At 43.3% G+C, this 24,527-nt stretch carries 19 protein-coding genes, 2 tRNA genes, 2 rRNA genes and 1 riboswitch; of the genes, 5 read left to right on the forward strand and 18 right to left on the reverse strand.

Features of this window, described 5'->3' with window-relative positions; genetic code table 11:
- Positions 1–47 precede the first annotated feature (47 nt).
- The 4 genes from LRQ06_RS06135 to LRQ06_RS06150 form a co-directional block, all read right to left on the reverse strand.
- Positions 48–2,937: ribosomal RNA gene (locus LRQ06_RS06135) — 23S ribosomal RNA — on the reverse strand.
- 277 nt (positions 2,938–3,214) lie between these two features.
- Positions 3,215–3,290 (reverse strand) — tRNA-Ala (locus LRQ06_RS06140).
- A 35-nt stretch (positions 3,291–3,325) separates the two neighbouring features.
- Positions 3,326–3,402: transfer RNA gene (locus LRQ06_RS06145), tRNA-Ile, on the reverse strand.
- A gap of 65 nt (positions 3,403–3,467) precedes the next feature.
- Positions 3,468–5,010 (reverse strand): 16S ribosomal RNA (locus LRQ06_RS06150).
- The 16S and 23S rRNA genes sit together here with 2 tRNA genes alongside, the layout of an rRNA operon.
- 573 nt (positions 5,011–5,583) lie before the next feature.
- On the opposite strand from LRQ06_RS06150, the gene LRQ06_RS06155 reads away from it, so the two are divergent.
- Entirely contained in the window at positions 5,584–6,036 is a 453-nt protein-coding gene (locus LRQ06_RS06155; protein WP_232765540.1) for an RNA recognition motif domain-containing protein, read from the forward strand.
- Here the strand turns inward: LRQ06_RS06155 and murI are convergent.
- Both murI and LRQ06_RS06165 read right to left on the reverse strand, forming a co-directional pair.
- Positions 6,011–6,805: a glutamate racemase gene (gene murI, locus LRQ06_RS06160; RefSeq protein ID WP_308218821.1), complete on the reverse strand. Its 795-nt coding sequence runs from the start codon at positions 6,803–6,805 to the stop codon at positions 6,011–6,013. The genes LRQ06_RS06155 and murI overlap by 26 nt on opposite strands.
- A 111-nt stretch (positions 6,806–6,916) precedes the next feature.
- Positions 6,917–8,764: a TonB-dependent receptor domain-containing protein gene (locus tag LRQ06_RS06165; protein WP_232765541.1), complete on the reverse strand. Its 1,848-nt coding sequence runs from the start codon at positions 8,762–8,764 to the stop codon at positions 6,917–6,919.
- Between the two features lie 38 nt (positions 8,765–8,802).
- Positions 8,803–9,006: riboswitch (cobalamin riboswitch) on the reverse strand.
- A 160-nt stretch (positions 9,007–9,166) separates the two neighbouring features.
- Between LRQ06_RS06165 and trmA the strand changes: the two genes are divergently transcribed.
- On the forward strand, positions 9,167–10,273 hold the full coding sequence (gene trmA / locus LRQ06_RS06170) for a tRNA (uridine(54)-C5)-methyltransferase TrmA (protein WP_232765542.1): 1,107 nt from the start codon (positions 9,167–9,169) through the stop codon (positions 10,271–10,273).
- 56 nt (positions 10,274–10,329) lie between these two features.
- Here the strand turns inward: trmA and LRQ06_RS06175 are convergent, their stop codons facing one another.
- Together LRQ06_RS06175 and fabR are read right to left on the reverse strand one after the other, a co-directional pair.
- Positions 10,330–10,698 (reverse strand): YijD family membrane protein, encoded by a 369-nt coding sequence (locus LRQ06_RS06175; RefSeq protein WP_232765543.1) that lies wholly within the window; start codon positions 10,696–10,698, stop codon positions 10,330–10,332.
- Positions 10,688–11,329, reverse strand: a complete 642-nt coding sequence (gene fabR, locus LRQ06_RS06180) for an HTH-type transcriptional repressor FabR (protein WP_232765544.1) — start codon at positions 11,327–11,329, stop codon at positions 10,688–10,690. Before fabR ends, LRQ06_RS06175 begins: the two co-directional genes overlap by 11 nt.
- 238 nt (positions 11,330–11,567) lie before the next feature.
- Here fabR and sthA point away from each other — a divergent pair, with 238 nt between their 5' ends.
- Positions 11,568–12,968 carry a Si-specific NAD(P)(+) transhydrogenase gene (gene sthA / locus LRQ06_RS06185; protein ID WP_232765545.1) on the forward strand — a complete coding sequence of 467 codons (1,401 nt, stop codon included), beginning with the start codon at positions 11,568–11,570 and terminating at the stop codon, positions 12,966–12,968.
- Positions 12,969–13,053: 85 nt separating this feature from the next.
- Here sthA and lexA read toward each other — a convergent pair whose 3' ends face one another.
- Both lexA and LRQ06_RS06195 read right to left on the reverse strand, forming a co-directional pair.
- Positions 13,054–13,683: a transcriptional repressor LexA gene (gene lexA / locus LRQ06_RS06190; RefSeq protein WP_232765546.1), complete on the reverse strand. Its 630-nt coding sequence runs from the start codon at positions 13,681–13,683 to the stop codon at positions 13,054–13,056.
- Positions 13,684–13,768: 85 nt separating this feature from the next.
- Complete coding sequence (locus LRQ06_RS06195) at positions 13,769–14,131, reverse strand: diacylglycerol kinase (RefSeq protein WP_373054809.1); 363 nt, start codon at positions 14,129–14,131, stop codon at positions 13,769–13,771.
- A gap of 179 nt (positions 14,132–14,310) precedes the next feature.
- Between LRQ06_RS06195 and plsB the strand changes: the two genes are divergently transcribed.
- Complete coding sequence (gene plsB, locus LRQ06_RS06200; protein ID WP_232765548.1) at positions 14,311–16,698, forward strand: glycerol-3-phosphate 1-O-acyltransferase PlsB; 2,388 nt, start codon at positions 14,311–14,313, stop codon at positions 16,696–16,698.
- A gap of 67 nt (positions 16,699–16,765) precedes the next feature.
- Here the strand turns inward: plsB and ubiA are convergent, their stop codons facing one another.
- Both ubiA and LRQ06_RS06210 read right to left on the reverse strand, forming a co-directional pair.
- Positions 16,766–17,623: a 4-hydroxybenzoate octaprenyltransferase gene (gene ubiA / locus LRQ06_RS06205; protein WP_232765549.1), complete on the reverse strand. Its 858-nt coding sequence runs from the start codon at positions 17,621–17,623 to the stop codon at positions 16,766–16,768.
- 12 nt (positions 17,624–17,635) lie between these two features.
- Complete coding sequence (locus LRQ06_RS06210) at positions 17,636–18,169, reverse strand: chorismate lyase (RefSeq protein ID WP_373054810.1); 534 nt, start codon at positions 18,167–18,169, stop codon at positions 17,636–17,638.
- 170 nt (positions 18,170–18,339) lie between these two features.
- On the opposite strand from LRQ06_RS06210, the gene LRQ06_RS06215 reads away from it, so the two are divergent.
- Positions 18,340–18,753: a flagellar basal body-associated protein FliL gene (locus tag LRQ06_RS06215; protein ID WP_232765551.1), complete on the forward strand. Its 414-nt coding sequence runs from the start codon at positions 18,340–18,342 to the stop codon at positions 18,751–18,753.
- Positions 18,754–18,797: 44 nt separating this feature from the next.
- On the opposite strand, the gene glpG is transcribed toward LRQ06_RS06215, so the two are convergent.
- From glpG to ftsY, 6 genes are all read right to left on the reverse strand, one after another.
- A complete protein-coding gene (gene glpG / locus LRQ06_RS06220) occupies positions 18,798–19,628 on the reverse strand; it encodes a rhomboid family intramembrane serine protease GlpG (protein ID WP_232765552.1) in 831 nt (276 codons plus the stop codon).
- Between the two features lie 5 nt (positions 19,629–19,633).
- On the reverse strand, positions 19,634–19,951 hold the full coding sequence (gene glpE, locus LRQ06_RS06225) for a thiosulfate sulfurtransferase GlpE (RefSeq protein WP_232765553.1): 318 nt from the start codon (positions 19,949–19,951) through the stop codon (positions 19,634–19,636).
- Positions 19,952–20,367: 416 nt separating this feature from the next.
- A complete protein-coding gene (gene rpoH, locus LRQ06_RS06230; protein WP_232765554.1) occupies positions 20,368–21,222 on the reverse strand; it encodes an RNA polymerase sigma factor RpoH in 855 nt (284 codons plus the stop codon).
- Between the two features lie 132 nt (positions 21,223–21,354).
- The gene (ftsX, locus tag LRQ06_RS06235) at positions 21,355–22,320 is read right to left on the reverse strand and encodes a permease-like cell division protein FtsX (protein ID WP_232765555.1); all 966 of its coding nucleotides are present in this window, start codon (positions 22,318–22,320) and stop codon (positions 21,355–21,357) included.
- Positions 22,310–22,984, reverse strand: coding sequence for a cell division ATP-binding protein FtsE (gene ftsE, locus LRQ06_RS06240; protein ID WP_232765556.1), 675 nt, complete (start codon positions 22,982–22,984; stop codon positions 22,310–22,312). The genes ftsX and ftsE overlap by 11 nt, the downstream gene beginning before the upstream one ends.
- 82 nt (positions 22,985–23,066) lie before the next feature.
- Positions 23,067–24,338 (reverse strand): signal recognition particle-docking protein FtsY, encoded by a 1,272-nt coding sequence (gene ftsY / locus LRQ06_RS06245; protein ID WP_232765557.1) that lies wholly within the window; start codon positions 24,336–24,338, stop codon positions 23,067–23,069.
- Positions 24,339–24,527 lie beyond the last annotated feature (189 nt).

A 24,527-nucleotide genomic window follows, 5' to 3' on the forward strand; every position in this document is an offset into this window, starting at 1 on the left:
ACAACCAAGATTCTCTCTTGAGTCCGCCAAAACCTTTTCGGTGTTGTATGGTTAAGCCTCACGGGCAATTAGTACAGGTTAGCTCAACGCCTCACAACGCTTACACACCCTGCCTATCAACGTTCTGGTCTCGAACAACCCTTCAGGACACTTAAAGTGCCAGGGAAGACTCATCTCAGGGCTCGCTTCCCGCTTAGATGCTTTCAGCGGTTATCGATTCCGAACTTAGCTACCGGGCAATGCGATTGGCATCACAACCCGAACACCAGAGGTTCGTCCACTCCGGTCCTCTCGTACTAGGAGCAGCCCCCTTCAATCTTCCAACGCCCACGGCAGATAGGGACCGAACTGTCTCACGACGTTCTAAACCCAGCTCGCGTACCACTTTAAATGGCGAACAGCCATACCCTTGGGACCGACTTCAGCCCCAGGATGTGATGAGCCGACATCGAGGTGCCAAACACCGCCGTCGATATGAACTCTTGGGCGGTATCAGCCTGTTATCCCCGGAGTACCTTTTATCCGTTGAGCGATGGCCCTTCCATTCAGAGCCACCGGATCACTATGACCTGCTTTCGCACCTGCTCGAGCCGTCACTCTCGCAGTCAAGCGGGCTTATGCCATTACACTAACCTCACGATGTCCAACCGTGATTAGCCCACCTTCGTGCTCCTCCGTTACTCTTTGGGAGGAGACCGCCCCAGTCAAACTACCCACCAGGCACTGTCCTCATCCCCGATTAGGGGACCAAGTTAGAACATCAAACATACAAGGGTGGTATTTCAAGGATGGCTCCACACAATCTGGCGACTGTGTTTCATAGCCTCCCACCTATCCTACACATGTAGGCTCAATGTTCAGTGCCAAGCTGTAGTAAAGGTTCACGGGGTCTTTCCGTCTAGCCGCGGGTACACTGCATCTTCACAGCGATTTCAATTTCACTGAGTCTCGGGTGGAGACAGCGTGGCCATCATTACGCCATTCGTGCAGGTCGGAACTTACCCGACAAGGAATTTCGCTACCTTAGGACCGTTATAGTTACGGCCGCCGTTTACCGGGGCTTCGATCAACCGCTTCGACCAAAGTCTAACAGCATCAATTAACCTTCCGGCACCGGGCAGGCGTCACACCGTATACGTCATCTTACGATTTTGCACAGTGCTGTGTTTTTAATAAACAGTTGCAGCCACCTGGTATCTGCGACTCCCGTCAGCTCCATCCGCAAGGGACTTCACCATCAGGAGCGTACCTTCTCCCGAAGTTACGGTACCATTTTGCCTAGTTCCTTCACCCGAGTTCTCTCAAGCGCCTTGGTATTCTCTACCCGACCACCTGTGTCGGTTTGGGGTACGATTCCTTACTGTCTGAAGCTTAGAGGCTTTTCCTGGAAGCATGGCATCAATGACTTCACCACCTTAGTGGCTCGACGTCGTGTCTCAGCCTTAAAAAGAGCCGGATTTACCTGACTCTTAAGCCTACGCACTTGAACCTGGACAACCATCGCCAGGCTCATCTAGCCTTCTCCGTCCCCCCATCGCAACAGTAAGAAGTACGGGAATATTAACCCGTTTCCCATCGACTACGCTTTTCAGCCTCGCCTTAGGGGTCGACTTACCCTGCCCCGATTAACGTTGGACAGGAACCCTTGGTCTTCCGGCGTGGAGGTTTTTCACCCCCATTATCGTTACTCATGTCAGCATTCGCACTTCTGATACCTCCAGCGTGCGTTACCACACACCTTCAGCGGCTTACAGAACGCTCCCCTACCCAATACGATAAATCGCATTGCCGCAGCTTCGGTTTACAACTTAGCCCCGTTACATCTTCCGCGCAGGCCGACTCGACTAGTGAGCTATTACGCTTTCTTTAAATGATGGCTGCTTCTAAGCCAACATCCTAGCTGTCTGAGCCTTCCCACATCGTTTCCCACTTAGCTGTAATTTGGGACCTTAGCTGGCGGTCTGGGTTGTTTCCCTCTCCACGACGGACGTTAGCACCCGCCGTGTGTCTCCCGGATAGTACTTACTGGTATTCGGAGTTTGCAAAGGGTTGGTAAGTCGGGATGACCCCCTAGCCTTAACAGTGCTCTACCCCCAGTAGTATTCGTCCGAGGCGCTACCTAAATAGCTTTCGGGGAGAACCAGCTATCTCCGAGTTTGATTGGCCTTTCACCCCTAGCCACAGGTCATCCGCTAATTTTTCAACATTAGTCGGTTCGGTCCTCCAGTTGATGTTACTCAACCTTCAACCTGCCCATGGCTAGATCACTCGGTTTCGGGTCTATATCCAGAGACTAAACGCGCAGTTAACACTCGCTTTCGCTACGGCTCCCCTAATCGGTTAACCTTGCCACTGAATATAAGTCGCTGACCCATTATACAAAAGGTACGCAGTCACCTAACTAGTAGGCTCCTACTGCTTGTACGTACACGGTTTCAGGTTCTGTTTCACTCCCCTCACAGGGGTTCTTTTCGCCTTTCCCTCACGGTACTGGTTCACTATCGGTCAGTCAGGAGTATTTAGCCTTGGAGGATGGTCCCCCCATTTTCAAACAGGATATCACGTGTCCCGCCTTACTCGATTTCACTCATACAATGCCGTCAGTTACGGGGCTGTCACCCTGTATCGCGTGCCTTTCCAGACACTTCACCTGACACTGTATCAGCTTAAGGGCTACTCCGATTTCGCTCGCCGCTACTTTCGGAATCTCGGTTGATTTCTTTTCCTCGGGGTACTTAGATGTTTCAGTTCTCCCGGTTCGCCTCATTAAGCTATGTATTCACTTAATGATACTTACTGCTGTAAGTGGGTTTCCCCATTCGGAAATCTCAGATTCAGGTGGCTCTTACTGCCTCATCTGAGCTTATCGCAAGTTAGTACGTCCTTCATCGCCTCTGACTGCCAAGGCATCCACCATGTACGCTTAGTCACTTAACCATACAACCCGAAAAAGTTTCGGAATGTGGTCTTGTCACCAAGATTTGTCTGCCATTTTTATACATGCGGCAGACTATGATATTGCCGGACTCAATTTCCAAGAACACTTGATTGTGTTGGTCTTTCTTATACAAGAAAGTATTGAGAACTTTTACAAACAGTTTTGTTTAAAAACAAAACTGCTTTGTCAGCTTTCCAAATTGTTAAAGAGCGTGATTCATAAAGAACCATGTTTAACCATTCTCTTCCCATTCACAAAGAAAAGAACACTTAAAGATGGTGGAGCTATGCGGGATCGAACCGCAGACCTCCTGCGTGCAAGGCAGGCGCTCTCCCAGCTGAGCTATAGCCCCATCAGGTGTCGATACCGCTTCAATTCAATGTGAATTGGTGGGTCTGAGTGGACTTGAACCACCGACCTCTCGCTTATCAGGCGAACGCTCTAACCACCTGAGCTACAGACCCAGTATCGTCTCTTAATAACATAAACCTTCAATCTGTGTGAACACTCGACAATAATCATCATCGTGTAAGGAGGTGATCCAGCGCCAGGTTCCCCTAGCGCTACCTTGTTACGACTTCACCCCAGTCATGAACCACAAAGTGGCAAGCGTCCTCCCGAAGGTTAAACTACCTGCTTCTTTTGCAGCCCACTCCCATGGTGTGACGGGCGGTGTGTACAAGGCCCGGGAACGTATTCACCGTGGCATCCTGATCCACGATTACTAGCGATTCCGACTTCATGGAGTCGAGTTGCAGACTCCAATCCGGACTACGACGTACTTTTTGGGATTCGCTCACTTTCGCAAGTTGGCCGCCCTCTGTATACGCCATTGTAGCACGTGTGTAGCCCTACTCGTAAGGGCCATGATGACTTGACGTCGTCCCCACCTTCCTCCGGTTTATCACCGGCAGTCTCCCTGGAGTTCCCACCCGAAGTGCTGGCAAACAAGGATAAGGGTTGCGCTCGTTGCGGGACTTAACCCAACATTTCACAACACGAGCTGACGACAGCCATGCAGCACCTGTCTCAGAATTCCCGAAGGCACTCCTCTATCTCTAAAGGATTTTCTGGATGTCAAGAGTAGGTAAGGTTCTTCGCGTTGCATCGAATTAAACCACATGCTCCACCGCTTGTGCGGGCCCCCGTCAATTCATTTGAGTTTTAATCTTGCGACCGTACTCCCCAGGCGGTCTACTTAACGCGTTAGCTCCGAAAGCCACAGCTCAAGGCCGCAACCTCCAAGTAGACATCGTTTACGGCGTGGACTACCAGGGTATCTAATCCTGTTTGCTCCCCACGCTTTCGCATCTCAGTGTCAGGTATCTGTCCAGGGGGCCGCCTTCGCCACCGGTATTCCTTCAGATCTCTACGCATTTCACCGCTACACCTGAAATTCTACCCCCCTCTACAGTACTCTAGCCAACCAGTTTCAAATGCGATTCCGAGGTTAAGCCCCGGGCTTTCACATCTGACTTAATCAACCACCTACATGCGCTTTACGCCCAGTAATTCCGATTAACGCTCGCACCCTCCGTATTACCGCGGCTGCTGGCACGGAGTTAGCCGGTGCTTCTTCTGCAGCTAACGTCAAAATAACAGAGTATTAATCTGTCACCCTTCCTCACTGCTGAAAGTACTTTACAACCCGAAGGCCTTCTTCATACACGCGGCATGGCTGCATCAGGGTTTCCCCCATTGTGCAATATTCCCCACTGCTGCCTCCCGTAGGAGTCTGGACCGTGTCTCAGTTCCAGTGTGGCTGATCATCCTCTCAGACCAGCTAGAGATCGTCGCCTTGGTGAGCTCTTACCTCACCAACCAGCTAATCTCACTTAGGCGTATCCGGTAGCGCAAGGTCCGAAGAGCCCCCGCTTTGACCCATAGGTATTATGCGGTATTAGCCATCGTTTCCAATGGTTATCCCCCTCTACCGGGCAACTTCCTAAGCATTACTCACCCGTCCGCCGCTCGTCAGCAAGAAAGCAAGCTTTCTTCTGTTACCGCCCGACTTGCATGTGTTAGGCCTGCCGCCAGCGTTCAATCTGAGCCATGATCAAACTCTTCAATTAAAGTTTTTTGATGCCTTAGCATCGGCTCAATGAATACTGATAACATGCACTACTTTATCAAAAGTAATGTTATGTTGAATTGACTGTGCCAAACATTCATTCTAAAAAGAAATCCTGTTCGTTTTGGTCACTCGTATCATTGATAAAATCTTTTGGATGTTTATCCGACGAGTGCCCACACAGATTGATAGGTTTATATTGTTAAAGAGCTCTAGCCTTCATGCTTACCACTCTCGGCCAGGGGAGCGTATAATACGCTTTTAAAATTCAGAGTCAAGGTTTAATTTACATTAACTTCTTTTTCTCTTTTACCTTGGGTTTGTGAGTTATCTCACATCCCTTTGGTGGAGCGGCATTATAGAGAGCTTTCGACACATGACAAGCTTTTTTGTATCATTTGGGTTTAAACGGTCAAAAAGAAGGCAAATACTATCAATATTAAATTCAAGCTTTGAAATCAATCACAGCAATTCGTTGGCAAAACCGTGAAGTTACACGTAAGATTAAATTATCTGTTCTCTAAAAAAGATTCATTTACTCTATCTTTCTATTAACAAAATTAGAATGTTAACTATGTATTCAAACAAAACATTATTAATCGTTGCTCTGGTAACTATCTTAGGGGTGGTCATTCTTTCATATGTCGATCACTTATCTCCTGTTCTTACTTTCGTTATAGGAGTCGTCGCTACATTTATTATCTTCAGTCTTTTTGGCAAGTCATCAGGTGATCAATCATCATCTTCTCAACTGGGTACAACCACTTTATACGTCGGTAACCTACCTTATAAAGCGAATGAATCTCATGTAAAAACGCTTTTTTCTGAGTATGGTGAAGTTTTTGCCGTTCGTCTTATGAAGGATAAGAAAACCGGTAAGCGTCGTGGCTTTGGGTTCGTTGTCATGTCTGAATTAGATGCACCGAAGACCATCGATGCTTTAAACGAATATAATTATATGGATCGCACGCTCAAAGTAAGAATTGCCAACGATCCAAAATCTACTGATAAGGAAAACAATCTGTAACGTTGAATCCAAACCAATTAAGGCATTCTTCTAACGCGATACTTTTGTCATCGATTTGCGTGGAGAATGCCTTGTTTACTCTCCGCACCCGCAGCGCTTGAGACTGTCCTAACAAATCAACCACTCTCCTTGCTATGGCTTCCCCTGAATCAATCAATTTAACAGCGGGACCAAGAACTGTCTTAATTTCTTCTCTAATTAGTGGGAAATGCGTACACCCTAGTACCGCGACATCGATTTTATCCTTTAGCCCGTACAACTCAACCGTCAGCGAATCAAGATTAACGGCTTTTCCCTGTAACTTATTCTCAGCCATATTCACCAGTGCAGTACTTCCCAACATATGAACCGGTATATTATTTGAGAACTCATTAATAAGTATATTGATGTAATCTCTCTTTACTGTTGCCGGGGTAGCAATTAATCCAACGGCTTTTTCAGCCGCCAGACAAGCGGGTTTAATGGCAGGGACGACACCAACAACCGGAATTGTCAGCGTCCGACGCAAGTCCGGTAACGCTATGGTACTGGCTGTATTACATGCAATAACAACAAGGTCAATCGCTTCCTGCGCTACAACCCGGGAGACCAGATTTACAACCCGGTCGATAAGAACCGACTCTGGAAGTTCACCATAAGGATAGCCTTCGTTATCATAGAGATAAGTATAGTTACACTCTGGTAGCTTCTGTTTTACCTTTTGAAAAACGGAAAGACCTCCGACGCCGGAGTCGAATAGCAATATATTTACAGTTGAGTTAACGAACACAAGGTTACAACTATCAAACAGAAAGGTGGAAATAATACTCCACAACGACACTGAGTCAAACAAACCCATTCACTTTAGATAATTTGGCCGCCTTCCTACGGCCAAATTCTCCTAGAACTGATAAGTCAGCTCCACAAAAACCGTTCTACCTTCTCCTCGGTAATAACCACCGCTGCCATACCCTGTCTGATAGCCTTTATCAAAAAGATTATTTGCTTTCAATCCAGCAGAAAAGTGATCGTTAACTTGGTATTTTAGAGCTGAATCTAGGGTTATATAGGAATCTAGCCACTCACTACTACTGACTCTTTGACCTACATAGTTTGTGACTATTGAACCAGACCATTTATCTAAGTTATAGAGCATAGTCCAACTATAAGTATGCCGTGCTCTTTTATCCAATTGTGCACCATCTGATGCGTCCTCTGGATCTTTCCAATCGGCCGTCAACTTATGATTAATATCCCACGTATCAAAACTAGCACTGAGTTCTATACCCGTAATTACGGCATTCTCTACATTTGAAGGCCGCCAAACACTATCACTTCCAACTTTCCAGTCAATCATATTCTTAATGTCATTCCGGTAGACTGACATTTGCCAAGACAAGAAGCTGTGATAGCCTCGGACACCAAATTCCCGAGAAGTAGAACTTTCTGGCTGTAGATCGGGATTACCTGCAGTAAAAGTCGAAGCTGGCCAATACAAGTCATTGAACGTTGGTTCTTTATACCCAGTGCCATAACTTGTAAATAGTTGCAGTTCATCTGTAAACCAATATCCTAACCCGGTATTCCAGGTGGAATGATGACCAAATGCACTCGAATCATCATACCGAGCACTAAGCTCGTACGTGAAATCATTGTATTCTGTTGAAGACGTAACATACGCAGACTGTATGTGCTTTTCGGTTCCGCCATAGTTAGTGGTATAACCGCCAAGCCGATCTGCTTTATCCTGAGAATATTCAAACCCGAGTTGTAGATGAGTGATATCTTTTACTGAGAAGGTATTCAACCAGCTCAGTGAGTTCTTTCGAGTCCTGAGAATTTGCTTGGCATCAGAGTCATCCGCAAGTCCATAACCATCTTTATTATATTTAGTTGAGACTTGAAATTCTGACGATAAATTGTTCTGTGTATATCTGAGTAAACCTGTAAGAAGCTTAAAATCTATATCATCACGATATTTAGAATATGGAGATGAGATACTAGAACTCTCATTATATGAATTTTTCATATAACCGGAAAACTGACCTAACCACTTATCATTAAACTGATTACGTAAGTGACCGACTAAAGTTTGAGCCTCATACCCATGGTGATCTGAAGACAGACTATAGACGTTGTAACCCTTACTTCTTTCTTGAGAGGCAATGATTTCACCTTTCGCAGAATCGCTAATTTTTCCAACACTCTTAATACCAACAAAACTATGATCATGTGAACCATAACCCAATTTTGCTTTGTGCTCAGATTTAAATTCTGCACTGGTCGTAATACTAATCACACCACCTATAGCATCAGAACCATACGCAGCAGCTCTAGGTCCTCTTATAACCTCAATCTGTTCAATTGCAAAAGCAGGGATGAGGCCAATAGACGAGCCACCGCTAGTAAGAGAATTAATACGAACACCATCCAAAAGAACAAGTGAGTGTTTAGAACTCGTCCCTCTTAAAAAGATAGAAGTTGCTTGCGCTTTTCCACCGGATGAGACGACTTCCACACCGACAAGCGCTTTTAAAATGTCCAAAACGTTATCCGCAGGTAGAGCTTCAATATCCTGTTTAGTAATGGTTGTTGTTGCAGCTAGTACCGATGTTGCTTTCTGCTGAAACCGATTCGCCGTCACAACCACAGTATCGGTATCATTATCAGTGGATGTCTGGGCGTAAGAAAATGAGGTGTAAGAAGATAGCGATATGGCGACGGCCATCGCTAAAGCTGACTTTTCCATTGTTATATCCTAAATCGCGTTAAAAATAACCGAACACTCCTAAAATTCGGCTGTTGGCAGGTCTTCGGACTTAAGAGCTCAGCAAGGATGAATTGCCACCTAGGATTCGACTTCCCCTATTTACAAGAGTGTCTGATGAATCTTCGTTCTCTTTTACCGCTGCGCGTCAGTTCTGGATTTACACCAGATTCCCTTTTCAGTATTCGTAGCACGACAAATACACCAACATTTCGAGAGCAGGATGATATTGACCAATATTGAATTTGTCTACACTAAATTCAGTACGACTGAACGATTTGATACACAAAATGCCAGTGAATTCTCGATGAAGACTGGACATCAACAATGAATTGACTAAAATCTGCGCTCCCTAAGCTTGAACTAGATAAAGGTAATATTAGAATGGCGATTTCGGATATGAACTCACAGCGCTACCAAACTCAGTTAGCAGAAAAGATTTCCCGCCTGACTGACCTGTTTTCACCTTTTGGTATACCTGAATTAGAAGTTTTTGAATCACCAGAAAAAAATTACCGTATGCGGGCAGAATTCCGAATCTGGCATGAAGGTGATGACCTTTTCTACATCATGTTTGATCAGGAAACAAAATCGAAATATCGGGTTGATCAGTTCCCGGCAGCAAGTCGACTCATCAACACAATGATGTCAGAGCTGATCACTCAGCTAAAGGCGAATGACATTCTAAGAAAAAAATTGTTTCAGGTGGACTTTCTGTCAACACTCAGTGGCGAGATTCTAATTTCATTGCTCTATCACCGGCAGATAGACGAAACATGGACAGAAAAAGCGAAAGAATTAAAACAAACACTACAAGGGAAAGGCTACAACGTTAATTTAATCGGACGGGCAAGAAAAATTAAAATCGTCGTCGATCAGGATTACGTAACCGAAAAGCTTCATGTGCATGGAAAACCCTATGTATACCAGCAAATTGAAAATAGCTTTACTCAGCCGAACGGTAAGGTAGCTGAAAAGATGCTGGACTGGGCTGTCGATTGTACCCGGCAAAGTGTTGGCGATTTACTTGAGCTCTATTGTGGAAATGGCAACTTTTCACTGGCATTAGCACAAAATTTTCGTCAGGTACTGGCGACGGAACTGGCAAAACCTTCAGTTCAGTCTGCTCAATTTAATATTGCCGCCAATAAAATCGATAATGTACAAATCATTCGCATGTCTGCAGAAGAATTTACTCAGGCAATGGAAGGAAAAAGAGAGTTTCGCCGCCTTAAAGATGCCAATATCGATTTGCAGAGCTACGACTGTCATACTATCTTTGTCGATCCACCAAGGTCAGGAATGGATGCTGATACCTGCAAAATGGTACAAAACTATGAACGTATTATGTATATTTCCTGTAATCCGAAAACGCTGAAAAGCAATTTAAACATCCTGTCCCAAACCCATAAAATTACCCGCTTTGCTCTTTTTGATCAGTTCCCTTACACCCACCACATGGAATGTGGCGTTTTGCTAGAACGATTATGATTCTGCCCTAACAAAACAAGCCGCGAATTCGCGGCTTGTTTAACTTAGCTCACCAGCTAATCCCGACTGAAGTACCCCATTTTTTTGCCAATCCATAGCATTAATACCAAAACAATCACAATCGCAATGAAATTGGAACCGGATTCCGGATATTCAGCTTTTACAAACGCCGAATGTCCAAACACCCCGACAAAGAAACTCGCCAGCCCAACAAGAGGAAAATCCTCCGAGACTGGTTTTTTTAAATATTCTTGGTAAAGCGACTGCACTGAAAGTGCTAGCGCAATGATCGGAAAAATTGAAAAATTGATTTCAGCCATGGTTAACCAAGATAGGATCGCATCACAGCACATCCCTGCAATCAATGCTAACACTAAGTTTTTTAACTCTGTGTTTCTGTATGTATTTTTACCTTCATTCGACATGAATTGAATCCACCTTCGGTTTATTACTTATGCAATCATGGTGATAGCTACGCACTCCTTTTGCTATCACCCTCAGTTGAGTAATAAGACGCTCAGCCAAAGCATCCCGTTCACTTTTATCCAAATCCAAAGCCAAAGCCCCCGAGCTGAAAACTAACGTCACTGAAGCTTCCGCCTGAATCATGGCATGTTCTCGATCTAATCCGGTTGCCACCAGATATTCCGTCAATTCAGCAATAAAATGCTGAATCTCACGAGCAACGGCGGCACGGAAAGCATAAGACGTTCCAGAACGCTCCCGGAGTAAGAGACGAAAAATATTTGGGCTGTTTTCGATAAACTCCATAAACGTTGCTACTGACGTTTTAATCACACTTCCCTGAGCCACAATCCGCTGCCTTGCCTGACGCATCAATTGTCGTAAAATCAATCCACCTTCATCAACCATGGTCAAACCCAGTTCGTCCATATCCTTAAAATGACGATAGAATGATGTCGGAGCAATACCGGCTTCTCTTGCAACTTCCCGAAGACTTAAATTAGAAAAACTGCGATCCGTACCCAGTTGTCTAAAGGCTGCATCAATTAACGCACGTCGAGTTTTTTCTTTTTGTTGAGCGCGAATACCCATCAGATGACATCCCAGACCAGAAATCAATCAAACCACAAAACACCGTGGATGCAGATAAAATTAATTTACTCATTAAAAGGAGAATCTACAACATAACATTCTTGCTGACATTTATAAAACAGACATTTCACTATTAGAATAAAAGTCTCTGAATAGCGTCACATTCTCGAAAGGAAACATTAAGTTACAATCACAAAAAAATAACGTACAAAGCCGAAAGGAAGAAAAAGGAAGGTATATGCCACAATTAAACCATTTTGATGTCATTGTTATTGGCAGCGGTCCGGGAGGAGAAGGTGCTGCCATGGGATTAACAAAGGCAGGATTGGATGTCGCGGTTATAGAAAAAGAAAGTAGTGTCGGAGGAGGCTGTACGCACTGGGGAACTATTCCATCAAAAGCATTAAGACACGCGGTCAGTCGTATTATTGAATTTAATAACAACCCGATATTTCATACTGAAAATACGGAATTACATTCAACTTTTTCGACCATTCTTTCACATGCAAAAAACGTAATTGATAAGCAGACAAAGCTGAGACAAGGTTTTTATGACCGAAACCAATGCACGATTATCAATGGCACAGCCAGCTTTACCGATGAGCACACTGTTCAGGTCATCCACAGCGATGGTAGCATCGATTACTACTCTGCCAACAAATTCGTTATCGCAACCGGTTCACGCCCTTATCATCCGAATGATGTAGATTTTTCTCACGAACGTATTTATGACAGTGATTCAATCCTCAGTCTTGAGCACGATCCAAGGCATATCATCATCTACGGAGCTGGTGTTATCGGATGTGAATACGCCTCAATCTTCCGGGGATTGGGGGTTAAAACAGATTTAATCAATACCAGAGACCGGCTGCTCGCTTTTCTTGACAATGAAATCTCAGATTCTCTGTCTTATCATTTCTGGAATAATGGTGTCATCATTCGCAACGATGAAACTTACCAGTCAATAGAAGGCGTTGATGACGGTGTGATTGTTAATCTTAAATCTGGTAAAAAAATGAAAGCCGACTGTATCCTCTACGCAAATGGTCGGACCGGTAATACAGACACACTTAATTTAGAAGCCGTTGGCCTGGAGGCTGATTCCAGAGGCCAGTTGAAAGTTAACAGTAATTATCAGACAACTGTCGCGCATATTTACGCAGTTGGAGATGTTATCGGCTACCCCAGCCTGGCCAGTGCGGCTTACGATCAAGGACGCTTTACTGCCCAGGCTATAAGTCAGGGGCAGGCTGCAAACAGATTGATAGAGCACATTCCAACAGGCATTTATACCATTCCAGAAATTAGCTCTGTTGGTAAAACGGAACAGGAACTAACGGCAGCTAAAGTCCCTTATGAAGTGGGACGTTCTGCTTTTCAACACCTGGCCCGAGCACAGATCGCAGGAAAAGATGTCGGCAGTTTGAAGATTTTATTTCACAGGGAAACTAAAGAAATCCTGGGAATACACTGCTTTGGTGGACGTTCGTCAGAAATTATTCACATCGGACAAGCCATCATGGAACAAAAAGGGGAAGCAAATACTATCGAATACTTTGTTAATACCACCTTTAACTACCCAACGATGGCCGAAGCCTACCGGGTGGCGGCTCTTAATGGTTTAAACCGTTTATTTTAATCGTCGTCGGTTCCATCATATTAAAGCCTGACAACTTATCAGGCTTTAATGAATAATAACAATGTGTTACGAAATTAGCACAATTCTACATCCAGTCTGTATTGCGAATGATGCCAACAGCTAAACCTTCAATAGTCAACTGCTGATAAGTCAGATCGACCTCGATTGGGGAAAATTCTTCATTTTCGGCATGAAGAAGTACCTTTTCGCCTTTCCTCTCAATGCGCTTGACCGTTACATCATCTTCGACCCGGGCAACGACGACCTGACCATCACGCACATCCTGTGTTTTATGCACCGCCAGTAAATCACCATCCATAATACCGATGTCTTTCATACTTTCGCCATGAACTCTCAGCAGAAAGTCAGCCTGCGGCTTAAACATCGTTGGATCAACCTGATAATGTGTCTCAACATGTTCCTGTGCCAGAATAGGCTCACCAGCGGCAACCTGACCAATTAACGGTAATCCGCTTTCCTCATCGCCTACCGGGTCCGAAACGGATCCTAAAATACGTAAACCTCTGGATGCACCAGGAACAATTTCAATCACCTGCTTCCGGGCCAACGCTTTCAAATGCTCTTCTGCTGCATTGGCAGAACGAAAGCCTAATTCTTTTGCTATTTCAGCACGCGTTGGAGGCATGCCGGTTTCGTCTATCTTTGTCCGAATTAAATCGAACACTTCTTGCTGTCGGGGAGTGAGAGGCTTCATGATTCACCTGTTTTTTTATACAGTTAACTGTGAGTATATCCAGTATTTTATGAAATGAAAAGCTATCAACCCATTTTTTAATCAACTAAAACCAAATAATGCTGATCCAAACAAAAATCGCCAGTCCCATAGCAATAAAAACAGCCGCCGAGCCCATGTCCTTAGCCTGACCGGCCAGTTCATGATGTTCAAGACCGATCCGATCGACAACGGCCTCAACGGCACTATTCAGTAATTCTACCACCAGCACGAATAAAAGAACGCCAATCATTAAAATTCGTTCAACTGTGGTTACGTTCAGGTACGTCGCTAATGGAATAAAAACAAGACACAATAACAGCTCTTCCCGAAAAGCAGCCTCATTAACAATCGCGGACTTCAACCCCTGATATGAGTATCTGGCAGCCTTAATAATTCGAGTTATACCCTGAGGATTTTTTTTCTGCACATTTATTCCTTTCTGCCAAACTGACATGGCTTAATTGATTCCGGTTATCCTGATTAAATCTTAAGTAAACGAACAACGATAACTAACAGGTTCGACCAGTATCTGTTATCCTGACACAAGAGTGATGCGAACGATGCTCTTTTGACGAACGTATATCAAAAAAGACGGACTACAATCTTATGTCTTACAGACAAAATTTCACCAGCGCTATTCTACAGTTCCCTTTATCCCTTTTCACTAAAAGTAAAATCATTCCAAGGGATTATAGCGTTAATTCACAGCAACCGATTATTTATACGCTACCTTTTTCTTCCAATATTGATCTGGCGACATTGAGAAAAAGCTGTAAAACACTGGGACTTCCTGATCCTAACGATCCACTGATTATCGACAGTAAGTCCTATCCAAGAGTCGTTTTTATTCGGCCTTCGCCTTCTCTTTTCAGCAATAAGCGCTTAATGCACAGTAATGCGACTTCTTATCTTACGGATCTTCTGGAACTTCACAAAACCAAACCCGATCTGGATATTCACATTATCCCGGTGGCCATCTTGTGGGGAAGAAAACCTGGCAAAGAAAACCAGACGAATCCCATGTTGCACCCTATGGGATTATTAAAAAAATGGAAAACCATCATCCGATATGGCCGGGATTGCGTTATACGATTCAGTCCCTCATTTTCTCTAAGACACATTACTGATACGCACGGTTCGGATACCGGGATTGCCCACAAACTTGCCCGTGTTGCCCAAATTCATTTCGCCAGACAACAACTTGCGGCTTCAGGGCCTGCACTACCAAAAAGAAAGCAGTTATTACGGCGGTTAATTCAGTCAAATATTGTAAGAAAGACGATAAGAGAAGAAGCAAAGTCACGCGATGTCAGTTATGAAAAAGTTCAGAAAGAAGCGTTTCATATCCTGGATGAAATTGCTGCGGATTTCTCTTATTCACTGGTAAAAAAAGGTGACAAGCTGCTGGGGTGGCTATGGAACCGGATCTATCAGGGCATCAATGTCCATAATGCCGACACGGTCAGAAAATTAGCTCAGGATGGCCACGAAATCGTATACGTTCCCTGCCATAAAAGCCATATTGATTACCTGCTGCTTTCCTATGTGTTATTTCACGAAGGGCTGGTTCCTCCCCACATAGCCGCAGGAATCAACCTTAATTTTTTCCCCGCTGGACCGTTATTCCGCAAAGGCGGAGCCTTTTTCCTCAGGCGCACATTTAAAGGCGACAAACTCTATTCCACAATTTTTAAAGAGTATCTGGCCGATCTGTTTGCGAAAGGTTATGCCATTGAATTCTTCAGCGAAGGAGGACGTTCCCGGACAGGAAGACTGCTTCCGGCGAAAACCGGTATGCTTTCCATGACCCTTCAGGCCATGCTAAAAGGTTTACACCGCCCCGTTACACTGGTTCCTGTTTACATAGGTTATGAGCATGTTTTGGAAGTCTCCACCTACGCAAAAGAACTACGGGGCAAACAAAAGGAAAAAGAAAATGCCGGTATGGTATTTAAAACAATAAGAAAGTTAAAAAACTTTGGACAGGGTTATGTTAACTTTGGTGAACCTATCCCTCTGAACCAATACCTTAACCATCATGTTCCTGAGTGGTCAGATGCGATTAATAAAATGGCTTCACCACACCCATCCTGGCTAAAACCAACGGTTAATGACCTTGCCGTAGAAATGATGAACCACATCAATGATGCCGTTGCAGTGAATGGAATCAATTTATGTGCAATGACCTTGCTATCATCAAAACAAAGAGCTCTATCAAAAGAAAACCTGATTGAACAGATATCACTGTATCTTACTTTATTAAAAAATGTACCTTATTCCGATTATTGCACTTTACCGCAACAATCGGCCTCAGAGCTGGTTGAAAGCGCAATTGAACTGGATAAATTTCTTATCGAAAACGATTCCATGGGACAAATTATCGCCCAGGATCGAAAAGAATCGGTTCTCTCTACCTACTATCGGAATAACATCATTCACTTATTTATTATCCCTGCCATTTTGGCTCAGTTGCTACTAACAGATAAAGACATAACGTTACACATGATTCACCACCGGATCGGAAAACTCTTTCCATTCATTAAAAATGAGCTGTTCTTAAGCCTGACAAAAGAGAAGTTGCCTCAGAAAGTCACGTCCTATATTGCTGAATTTAGTAAGCAACATTTAATTTTAAAAAATGCCGAAACAATCCGAATCAATCCGGAAAAGGTTGATACCCTGATTCTGTTTTCCCAGATAGCCATCGATACCCTGCAAAGATACGCAATCACAATGCACATCTTATGTCAGAATGCATCCATTAAGCCTGACGATTTACAGGAGAAAGGCCAGAAAATGGCAAGACGACTGGGGCGTTTATATGGGATTAATGCTCCGGAATTCTTTGATAAGCATATCTTTGCCACGATGGTAAACACCATTCAGGAACAAGGGTACATCAACAACATAGACCAAAGCCGGGAGTTTAAAGATCAACTCTTTGCTTGCTTATCGCCAGAAATTCAGCTGGCTATAAAAGAACATCGGGCTTAATCATTAAATACACCTCTTTATCTGTCTTCTTCCGACCAAAGTCGTCAGCCAGCTAAAGAGGTCCTTTCTATAAGAGATAAGTACTAAACAAACCCACCGTAATGATCATTCCAACATAGTTGTTATTAAGGAAGGCCTGAAAACACAGCTCTCGTTTTCTGTCTCTGATTAAATGCTGCTGATAAACAAAAAGGCCGCAGACAACTAAGACACTCCAGTAATACAAAGCGCCCTGATGGTATATTGATCCTAAACCGATTAACAATCCAAGCGTAACCAGCTGCAAAAAACCAATGATTAATTTATCAAAACGCCCGAAAAGAATAGCTGTAGATTTAATACCAATAGTTAAATCGTCGTCTCTGTCTACCATCGCATATTGAGTATCGTAAACGATTGTCCATATAGCATTAATGGAAAAAATCACCCATACCCCGACAGGCAAATGATTCGACTGTGCGGCCCAGGCCATTGGTATTGACCAACTGAAAGCCAGTGCGAGAAATAACTGAGGCAGGTGTGTAAACCGCTTCATAAAGGGATAGATAAACGCCAGTACAATACCAACAAAAGACAATTTAACGGTCAGTGAATTCATCGTAAGAACAAGAAAAAAAGAAATGACAGACAATACTAAAAATAAAGTAACGGCTTCCCCTGAAGTCACCATTCCGGAAGGAAGCGGCCGGTTTTGAGTTCTTTTGACAAACCCATCCACTTTTCGGTCAGCATAATCATTAATGACACATCCAGCGGAACGCATGAGAAACACACCGGAGATAAACACGATCAACACATCGATGTCGGGAGTTCCCTGAGCCGAAATAATCAAAGCCCATAACGTCGGCCACAAGAGCAGAAGCGAGCCAATGGGTCTGTCCATCCGCATTAATTGCCAGTACGCTTTTGCTTTTATCATTGTCATTCAGATAGTTCCTTAAGCATAAATCGGAGAGTCCGACAGAAATAATTCAGTAACCAGTAAAGGATTCTCTTCCATCCAGAGACGAGAACGACGAATATCCAACATGTCACCATCCGTATTCTTAATTTTAGACATCATCAGACAATCCCGTCTTACTTTATTTGCACTAAAAATGGTCTCACCCAATGGTAATTCGCCAATATTGGTTAAATCATAATGCTGACTTAATGCCGTGGTTTCAGGAATAACAGAGTACCCGAAAACCCATGGCATTCCATCTCCTCTCAAAATAACCTTTCTTATCAGGTAATGGCTTTGGTCTGGCAATAACCATTTTTCATCGTCCTGTAGTTGCTCATAGCCTACCCAGGAATTTTCCAATAATTCAACCGTCAGAGAATCACAGTGAGATTTAAGCAAAACGGATAGCGATCCCTGTTCTGACAACCAGTGTAATGTTTTTTCTGATGAAAACGTAAAGTCCGTCGGACATACCCATTTTATGTTTTTTATTTGAGATAAATTGAGCGAAAAAGTTTGATTCATACTAGTATTCAATTAGAAATCTTCATATACAACACGGTAACTGATACTGTTTACTTTATCTTTATGATATATAAACCATTACTGTATGATAATTTTAGTTATCAACCATATGCTAATTGTAGCAAGGCTGACGCTATCCGAATATCAATTAACCCGAAATTAAGATGATTATGCTAAAACGTTATTTACCTCTTATTTTTTTAGTAATCGCTACCCTCTTCTTATCTATAAATGTAAAAGCAGAAGATCAAGAAGGAGCACCGAAGCTTGCCTACTTTACTTTAGAGCCAGATTTAACCACAAACTTTTATACTAAAGGAAAGAATTTAGGCTACATTCAGGTCCGGATCGATATCATGGTTGCCGACAGCAAAGATTTACCAGTTGTAGAACATAATCAACCTTTAATCCGGGACGCTATCGTCGAACTACTGGGTAAACAAACCGAAGACACCATAAAGTCATTAGCAGGGCGGGAAGACCTGAGAAAATCGCTGGTAAAAATCATTAATGACCTGTTACTTCCCGAAACAGGACGGGCTGTTGTTGCCGATCTTCTCTTTACAAAATACATGTATCAGTAAAAACAACATATCCCCTTCTCATACTATACACCCAACTCTCGCCGTTATTTTTCGTAACGGCGGACATCCATGGCTCCGAACAACACCCCGACAATCAAACCGGTCAGATGAGCCGTATTAGCAATTGCCATAAACGGCTGAACAAAACCAAGAACCAACCAGACCAAAAGAAAAACCAATACCGGCTTTTGAATGGTTAACCCAACCTGAGGACATTTCCACCCCATCACCCAGATATAGCCAACGAGGGCATAAACGACACCAGATAAGCCACCAAAATAAATCCCTTTCACCCAGTCCTGCCCCAAACCGGAACAAGCCGATGACAGGATAAAAAGACCAATTAATTTCCCAGAACCAACCCGCTTCTCTATATCGCCACCGAGTTGCCACCACCACAGCATGTTAAATACAATATGAATGACGGAAAAATGCAATAAAGCATGGGTCACCCAACGCCATAACTGCCACTGCTGTAATGATGACGCCGGAAAATGCAGCAACGAAAAAACGTCCTGCTCAAAACCAAAGATTTGCAGAAAATAAATAATAAACGACAGCGCAATAATAGTCAGGGTAAACCAACCCGCTTTACTCTTAATCAAAGTAAGTAAGCTAGGGGATGCATAACTGAATGCAATATTTCTTTTAGTATTTAACGACCAGGAAGCTGCCTGATATCTAGGCGCATTGGGTTCAGATAAGAAATGTTTCAGTTCAGCTTCAGCTTCAATATAATACTCATCATTCAATAATAAGAGCTCATAACTGTTTTGCTCCACGGCCACCATTTTCATGGGTATGTGTCTGGAAGCCATATAATCAATGAAGGCCTGCCCCATTCTGGGATTATTGAGAGTAATCAGTCTTATCATAGGTTTTAGTTCTCAACGGGTAACTTTGCTTTTTGCCAGGCTTCAAATCCTCCATCAATACTGTAAACATCTTCGAAACCCTGATTAATTAAATATTGTGCAGCACTCATACTACTAATTCCGTGATAACACATCACCAGAACAGCCTGATCAAAATCGACCTGATTCATGAAACTTACAATTGTATCATTTGTCAGGTGATAAGCAGATACCGCATGAACGGATCGATAAGACTGAGGATCACGTATATCAACTAATACGATCTCTTCATCTTCCATTAGCTTATGTGCACCATGCACATCAATATGTTTTACCTGACTCACAGAAATCTCCGAACTTAAAAAGAACAACTATTATAACCTATCCAACCAGTCGGAAGTACTGACAGAAAATGAGGTTATCATAGTCTGTTCAATATTACGCCATCTGTGGGTAAGTTTGTGGATTATGTTGATAAGGTATCTTAATGCTTTTTGATCCACTACATCTTGTGATGATCTTTATTTTTCTGTGTGTAAAATTTTTAATATCCCCAACGACTATATTTATGTAATGTCTTTATATACGCAGGATGATGACAATCAATCAATCAATTAAGCACAGACTTATCCACATAATAAAATGAGTAAAAACACCTTTACGGATCAAAAAATAAAAGGCTGAGATCGAATGATCTCAGCCTTTTATTTTTTGATCAAATCGCTGGCTCACTCAGATGGCCATGCCCTACTAAGGAAAATTAAAACTCGCCAACCGCTTCTTTTAATTTCCTCATTGCATTTTTTTCCAACTGACGGATTCGTTCAGCAGAAACACCGTACATATTAGCAAGATCCTGCAACGTGGTTTTCTCATCGTCCAACCAACGAGAACGAACAATATGCTGGCTTCTTTCATCTAATCCCGAAATGGCAACTGCTAACCGGTGATTGGTATGTGCTTCCCAGTTTTCAGCTTCAAAACTTTCAGCGACATCGGAACCTTTATCCTCAAGATACAAAACAGGAGCAGAGTTCGGTGTCGAATCATCGTCATCAGAAGTCAATTCAAATGTTGCATCCTGAGCAGCCAGACGAGATTCCATTTCCCGTACTTCAGAAGGATCGACACCCAATTCTCTTGCTACAGTTTCAATTTCTCCGTTATTAAACCAGCCCAGACGCTTTTTTGACTTACGTAGATTAAAGAATAACTTACGTTGTGCCTTAGTCGTTGCAATTTTTACAATACGCCAGTTTTTCAGTACATATTCATGTATTTCCGCTTTAATCCAATGGACAGCAAACGAAACCAGCCTTACGCCAACTTCCGGATTAAACCGTTTTACGGCCTTCATTAAACCGATATTGCCTTCCTGAACCAGATCTGCCATCGGCAAACCATAACCAGAATAACCACGGGCAATATGAACAACAAATCTCAGGTGGGACAAAATCAGCCCTTTTGCTGCTTCGATTTCACCATGATAATGTAGCCGTTCAGCTAGCGAGCGTTCTTCTTCAGCCGTTAACATTGGGTATGTATTTACTGAACGAATATAGCTATCAAGACTGTCTTGAGTCACTAGTGCCATTGGATACGATTGGTTAGCCATTCAATTCCTCATCATTTATGATATGGAGTGTTCGTAATAAAAATCTTTATCAACAGATATGAATATAGGATCTTTCCCTTAAAGTCAACCTATACTGCCCATTGTTCGTTGCATTTGTATGACCAGATATTTTTATACAGGTTCAATTTCTTTTAAATGCCTTTGAGCAGAAAGTTTCGCTGCAATACTACCGATAACAACACCTATCATTAAAAGGATAAGAGACTCATCCCAGCGTAATCCCAGTAAACGGTATTGGCTGTCATAAAGCTGAGCCAGTTTTTCCACCGCCCCATTCATCAAAATAGTAAGAACGGCCGTTAGCAACCAGGCAATTAAAGCGCCAATGCAACCAAACCACATACCTGAATATAGATAAGGACGCAGAATAAAGCTATCTGTGGCACCAATCAGTTTCATTGTTTGTATTTCATCTTTATTTGCCAGTACATTGTATCTCAATGTATTCCCAACAATTAAAAAGACAGCCGCAAACATAAGGCAGGTTAAGCTGATGGCAACAATACCGGCCAGATTTTTAAATGCATCCAACCGGGTCAGCCAGTCTTCATCCATGCGCACATCCGTCACCTCATCCTGAGATCTTATCTCTCTTACTAACGCCTGTATCTGCTGATTGTTGGTAAAGTCAGGAGAAACAACGAGCACTCCGGGTAAAGCAAAATCATCCAGCAGACTGATTGCCTGATCAAATCCGGATGCCTGACTTAAATCATCTAACCCTTGCTGAGGCGAAATGTACTTCACCAGCCTGACACCATTCAACCTTTCTATATTGTCTTTTACTACCATAACTCTCGCTTCAGGTATGCCATCTTTCAGATACACACTGATTTGAGAAGAGGTTGCAACACTACTGACAGCAACCGCTATATTTTTACTTAACAGGTATAAACTTGCAGGCATTGCCAGCGCTATAGAAACTACAGCAATGGTTAAAATACTTCCGAATGGCCGCTTCCATAAATCAAAAAAAGACTGTTTAGCCTGACGATAATGAATCATGACAAAACGATCACGTTGGGCCCCTTTCCTATCCCGGTTTCGTGTATGCCGCTTATTTTTTTTAACTGTCATAATCTTCTACCTCACTGAGAAAACCCTGATTAAGTTCAAGGTGACGATATTGAGGACGAGAATTCACTAAATTAATATCATGCGTTGCCAGCAAAATAGTCACACCGGCACGATTAAACTCTTCAAACAAACGCAGAATACGATTGGACAATTCAGGATCGAGATTTCCGGTCGGCTCATCCGCTAATAATAAAATAGGCCGGTTAACAACTGCCCTTGCAATTCCAACCCGCTGCTGTTCACCGCCTGATAGCTGAGAAGGAAGACAACGAGCTTTATCTAACAATCCGGTTTTATCCAGAGCCGCAGACACCCTACGTTTAATTTCATTTTCTGCTATGGACTCTATACGCATCGGCAGAGCAACGTTTTCATACACAGTTCGATCCATCAATAACCGGTGATCCTGAAAAACAATACCAATGTTTCTTCTCAGAAAAGGAATATCATGGTTAGGTATCCGGGTAATGTCATGACCGTTAAAGTGAATTTTTCCATCAGAGGGACGCTCAATGGCACAAATCAGTTTGAGCAACGTACTTTTACCAGCGCCGGAATGACCACCAACAAAAGCCATCTCACCTCGCCTCAGGTGAAAGTCGACCTTCTGCAGAGCCTGACGACCACCCCGATAAGCTTTACTCACATGATGAAACCTTATCACCCGTTGCTCCTATTTCCATTTCCAGACAATAATCAGTGCGGCGCTTAGATTCACCGCTCTGCCTTTTTAACACTTTCTGCGATTAGTCTTCGCTACTGAATAAAGCATCGATAAATTGCTGTGTTTCAAAAGGTCGTAGATCATCAATGCCTTCACCAACACCAATAAAACGAATTGGAATACCAAATTTATCCGCAATAGCAAAGATAACCCCGCCTTTCGCTGTACCGTCTAACTTAGTTAAGGTAATACCGGTAACCGGTGCTACATCACTAAATAACTTAGCCTGACTGATCGCATTCTGTCCGGTTCCGGCATCCAGAGTCAGCATAATCTCATGTGGTGCAGACTCATCAATTTTTTTCATAACCCTCACGATCTTACGTAATTCTTCCATCAGATTATTCTTATTTTGTAAACGTCCGGCCGTATCAGCAATAACGACATCAACCCCTTTCGATTTCGCTGATTCGATGGCATCGAAAATAACAGAGGCACTGTCTGCACCGGTATGCTGAGCAACAACCGGGACATCATTTCGTTCCCCCCACACCTGCAACTGTTCGACGGCTGCAGCCCGGAAGGTATCGCCGGCGGCCAGCATAACTTTTTTACCTTCTGCCTGAAACTGCTTCGCTAACTTACCGATAGTGGTTGTTTTACCGACACCGTTAACACCCACCATCAAAATAACATAAGGCGTTTTTTCCGTATCTACCACCAAAGGCGATTCAACGTTCACCAGAATATCGGCCAGTTCTTCTTTTAACAGTCCGTACAGAGCTTCGCCATCTTTCAGTTCTTTACGGGACGCGTTTTCAGTCAGATTATCAATAATCTTCATGGTGGTATCCATGCCCACATCCGCGATTAATAGCTGTTCTTCCAGTTCTTCAAAAAGATCATCATCGATTTTCTTTCCTTTGAACAACCCGAAAAATCCAGCTCCGATGTTCAGTTTTGTACGACTCAGGCTACGTTTAAGGCGGGCAAAGAAACTTTCGGTTGGTTTTTCCTGCTCCTGAACTCTGGCCTGAACCGGTTCCGGATCAGGCTTATCTTCAGATTCATCGATACGATTGTTATCGTCTTCCTGAATGTATTCCTCTTCACCAGCGACACTCTCAGACTCGGATTCTGACTGAATGTCCTCCACCAGTTCCGCTTCGGGTTCCTCTACAATTTCATCCGTTTGTGTGGGTTTCTGGGCCAATTCCGCCTCAGTAACGTCTTCCTCCAGCACTTCGGTCGATTCAACAGGTTCAGCTTCTTGTTCAGTTACCTCAGGTTTTCCGGGTTCTTCATCCGCAAAACCAAGCCATGAAAGCAGACCACGTTTCTTTTTTTCTGTCATCTGGAAATATCCTGGATTTATATATTCAATAACATACAATCTTTTCTTGTAGAATTATCCCTCTAAAGAAAAGAAAAATGACAAAGCAGTGAAAACTTTTCACCAAGGTTGGTAAACTTCGTCACTACCGTTAACTATTCTTTATTTTTACACCAGTTTTATACTAGCGGACTGGGTATAGTAACATTT

This window comes from Vibrio salinus (assembly GCF_021272385.1).
GTDB classification, from domain to species: domain Bacteria; phylum Pseudomonadota; class Gammaproteobacteria; order Enterobacterales; family Vibrionaceae; genus Vibrio; species Vibrio salinus.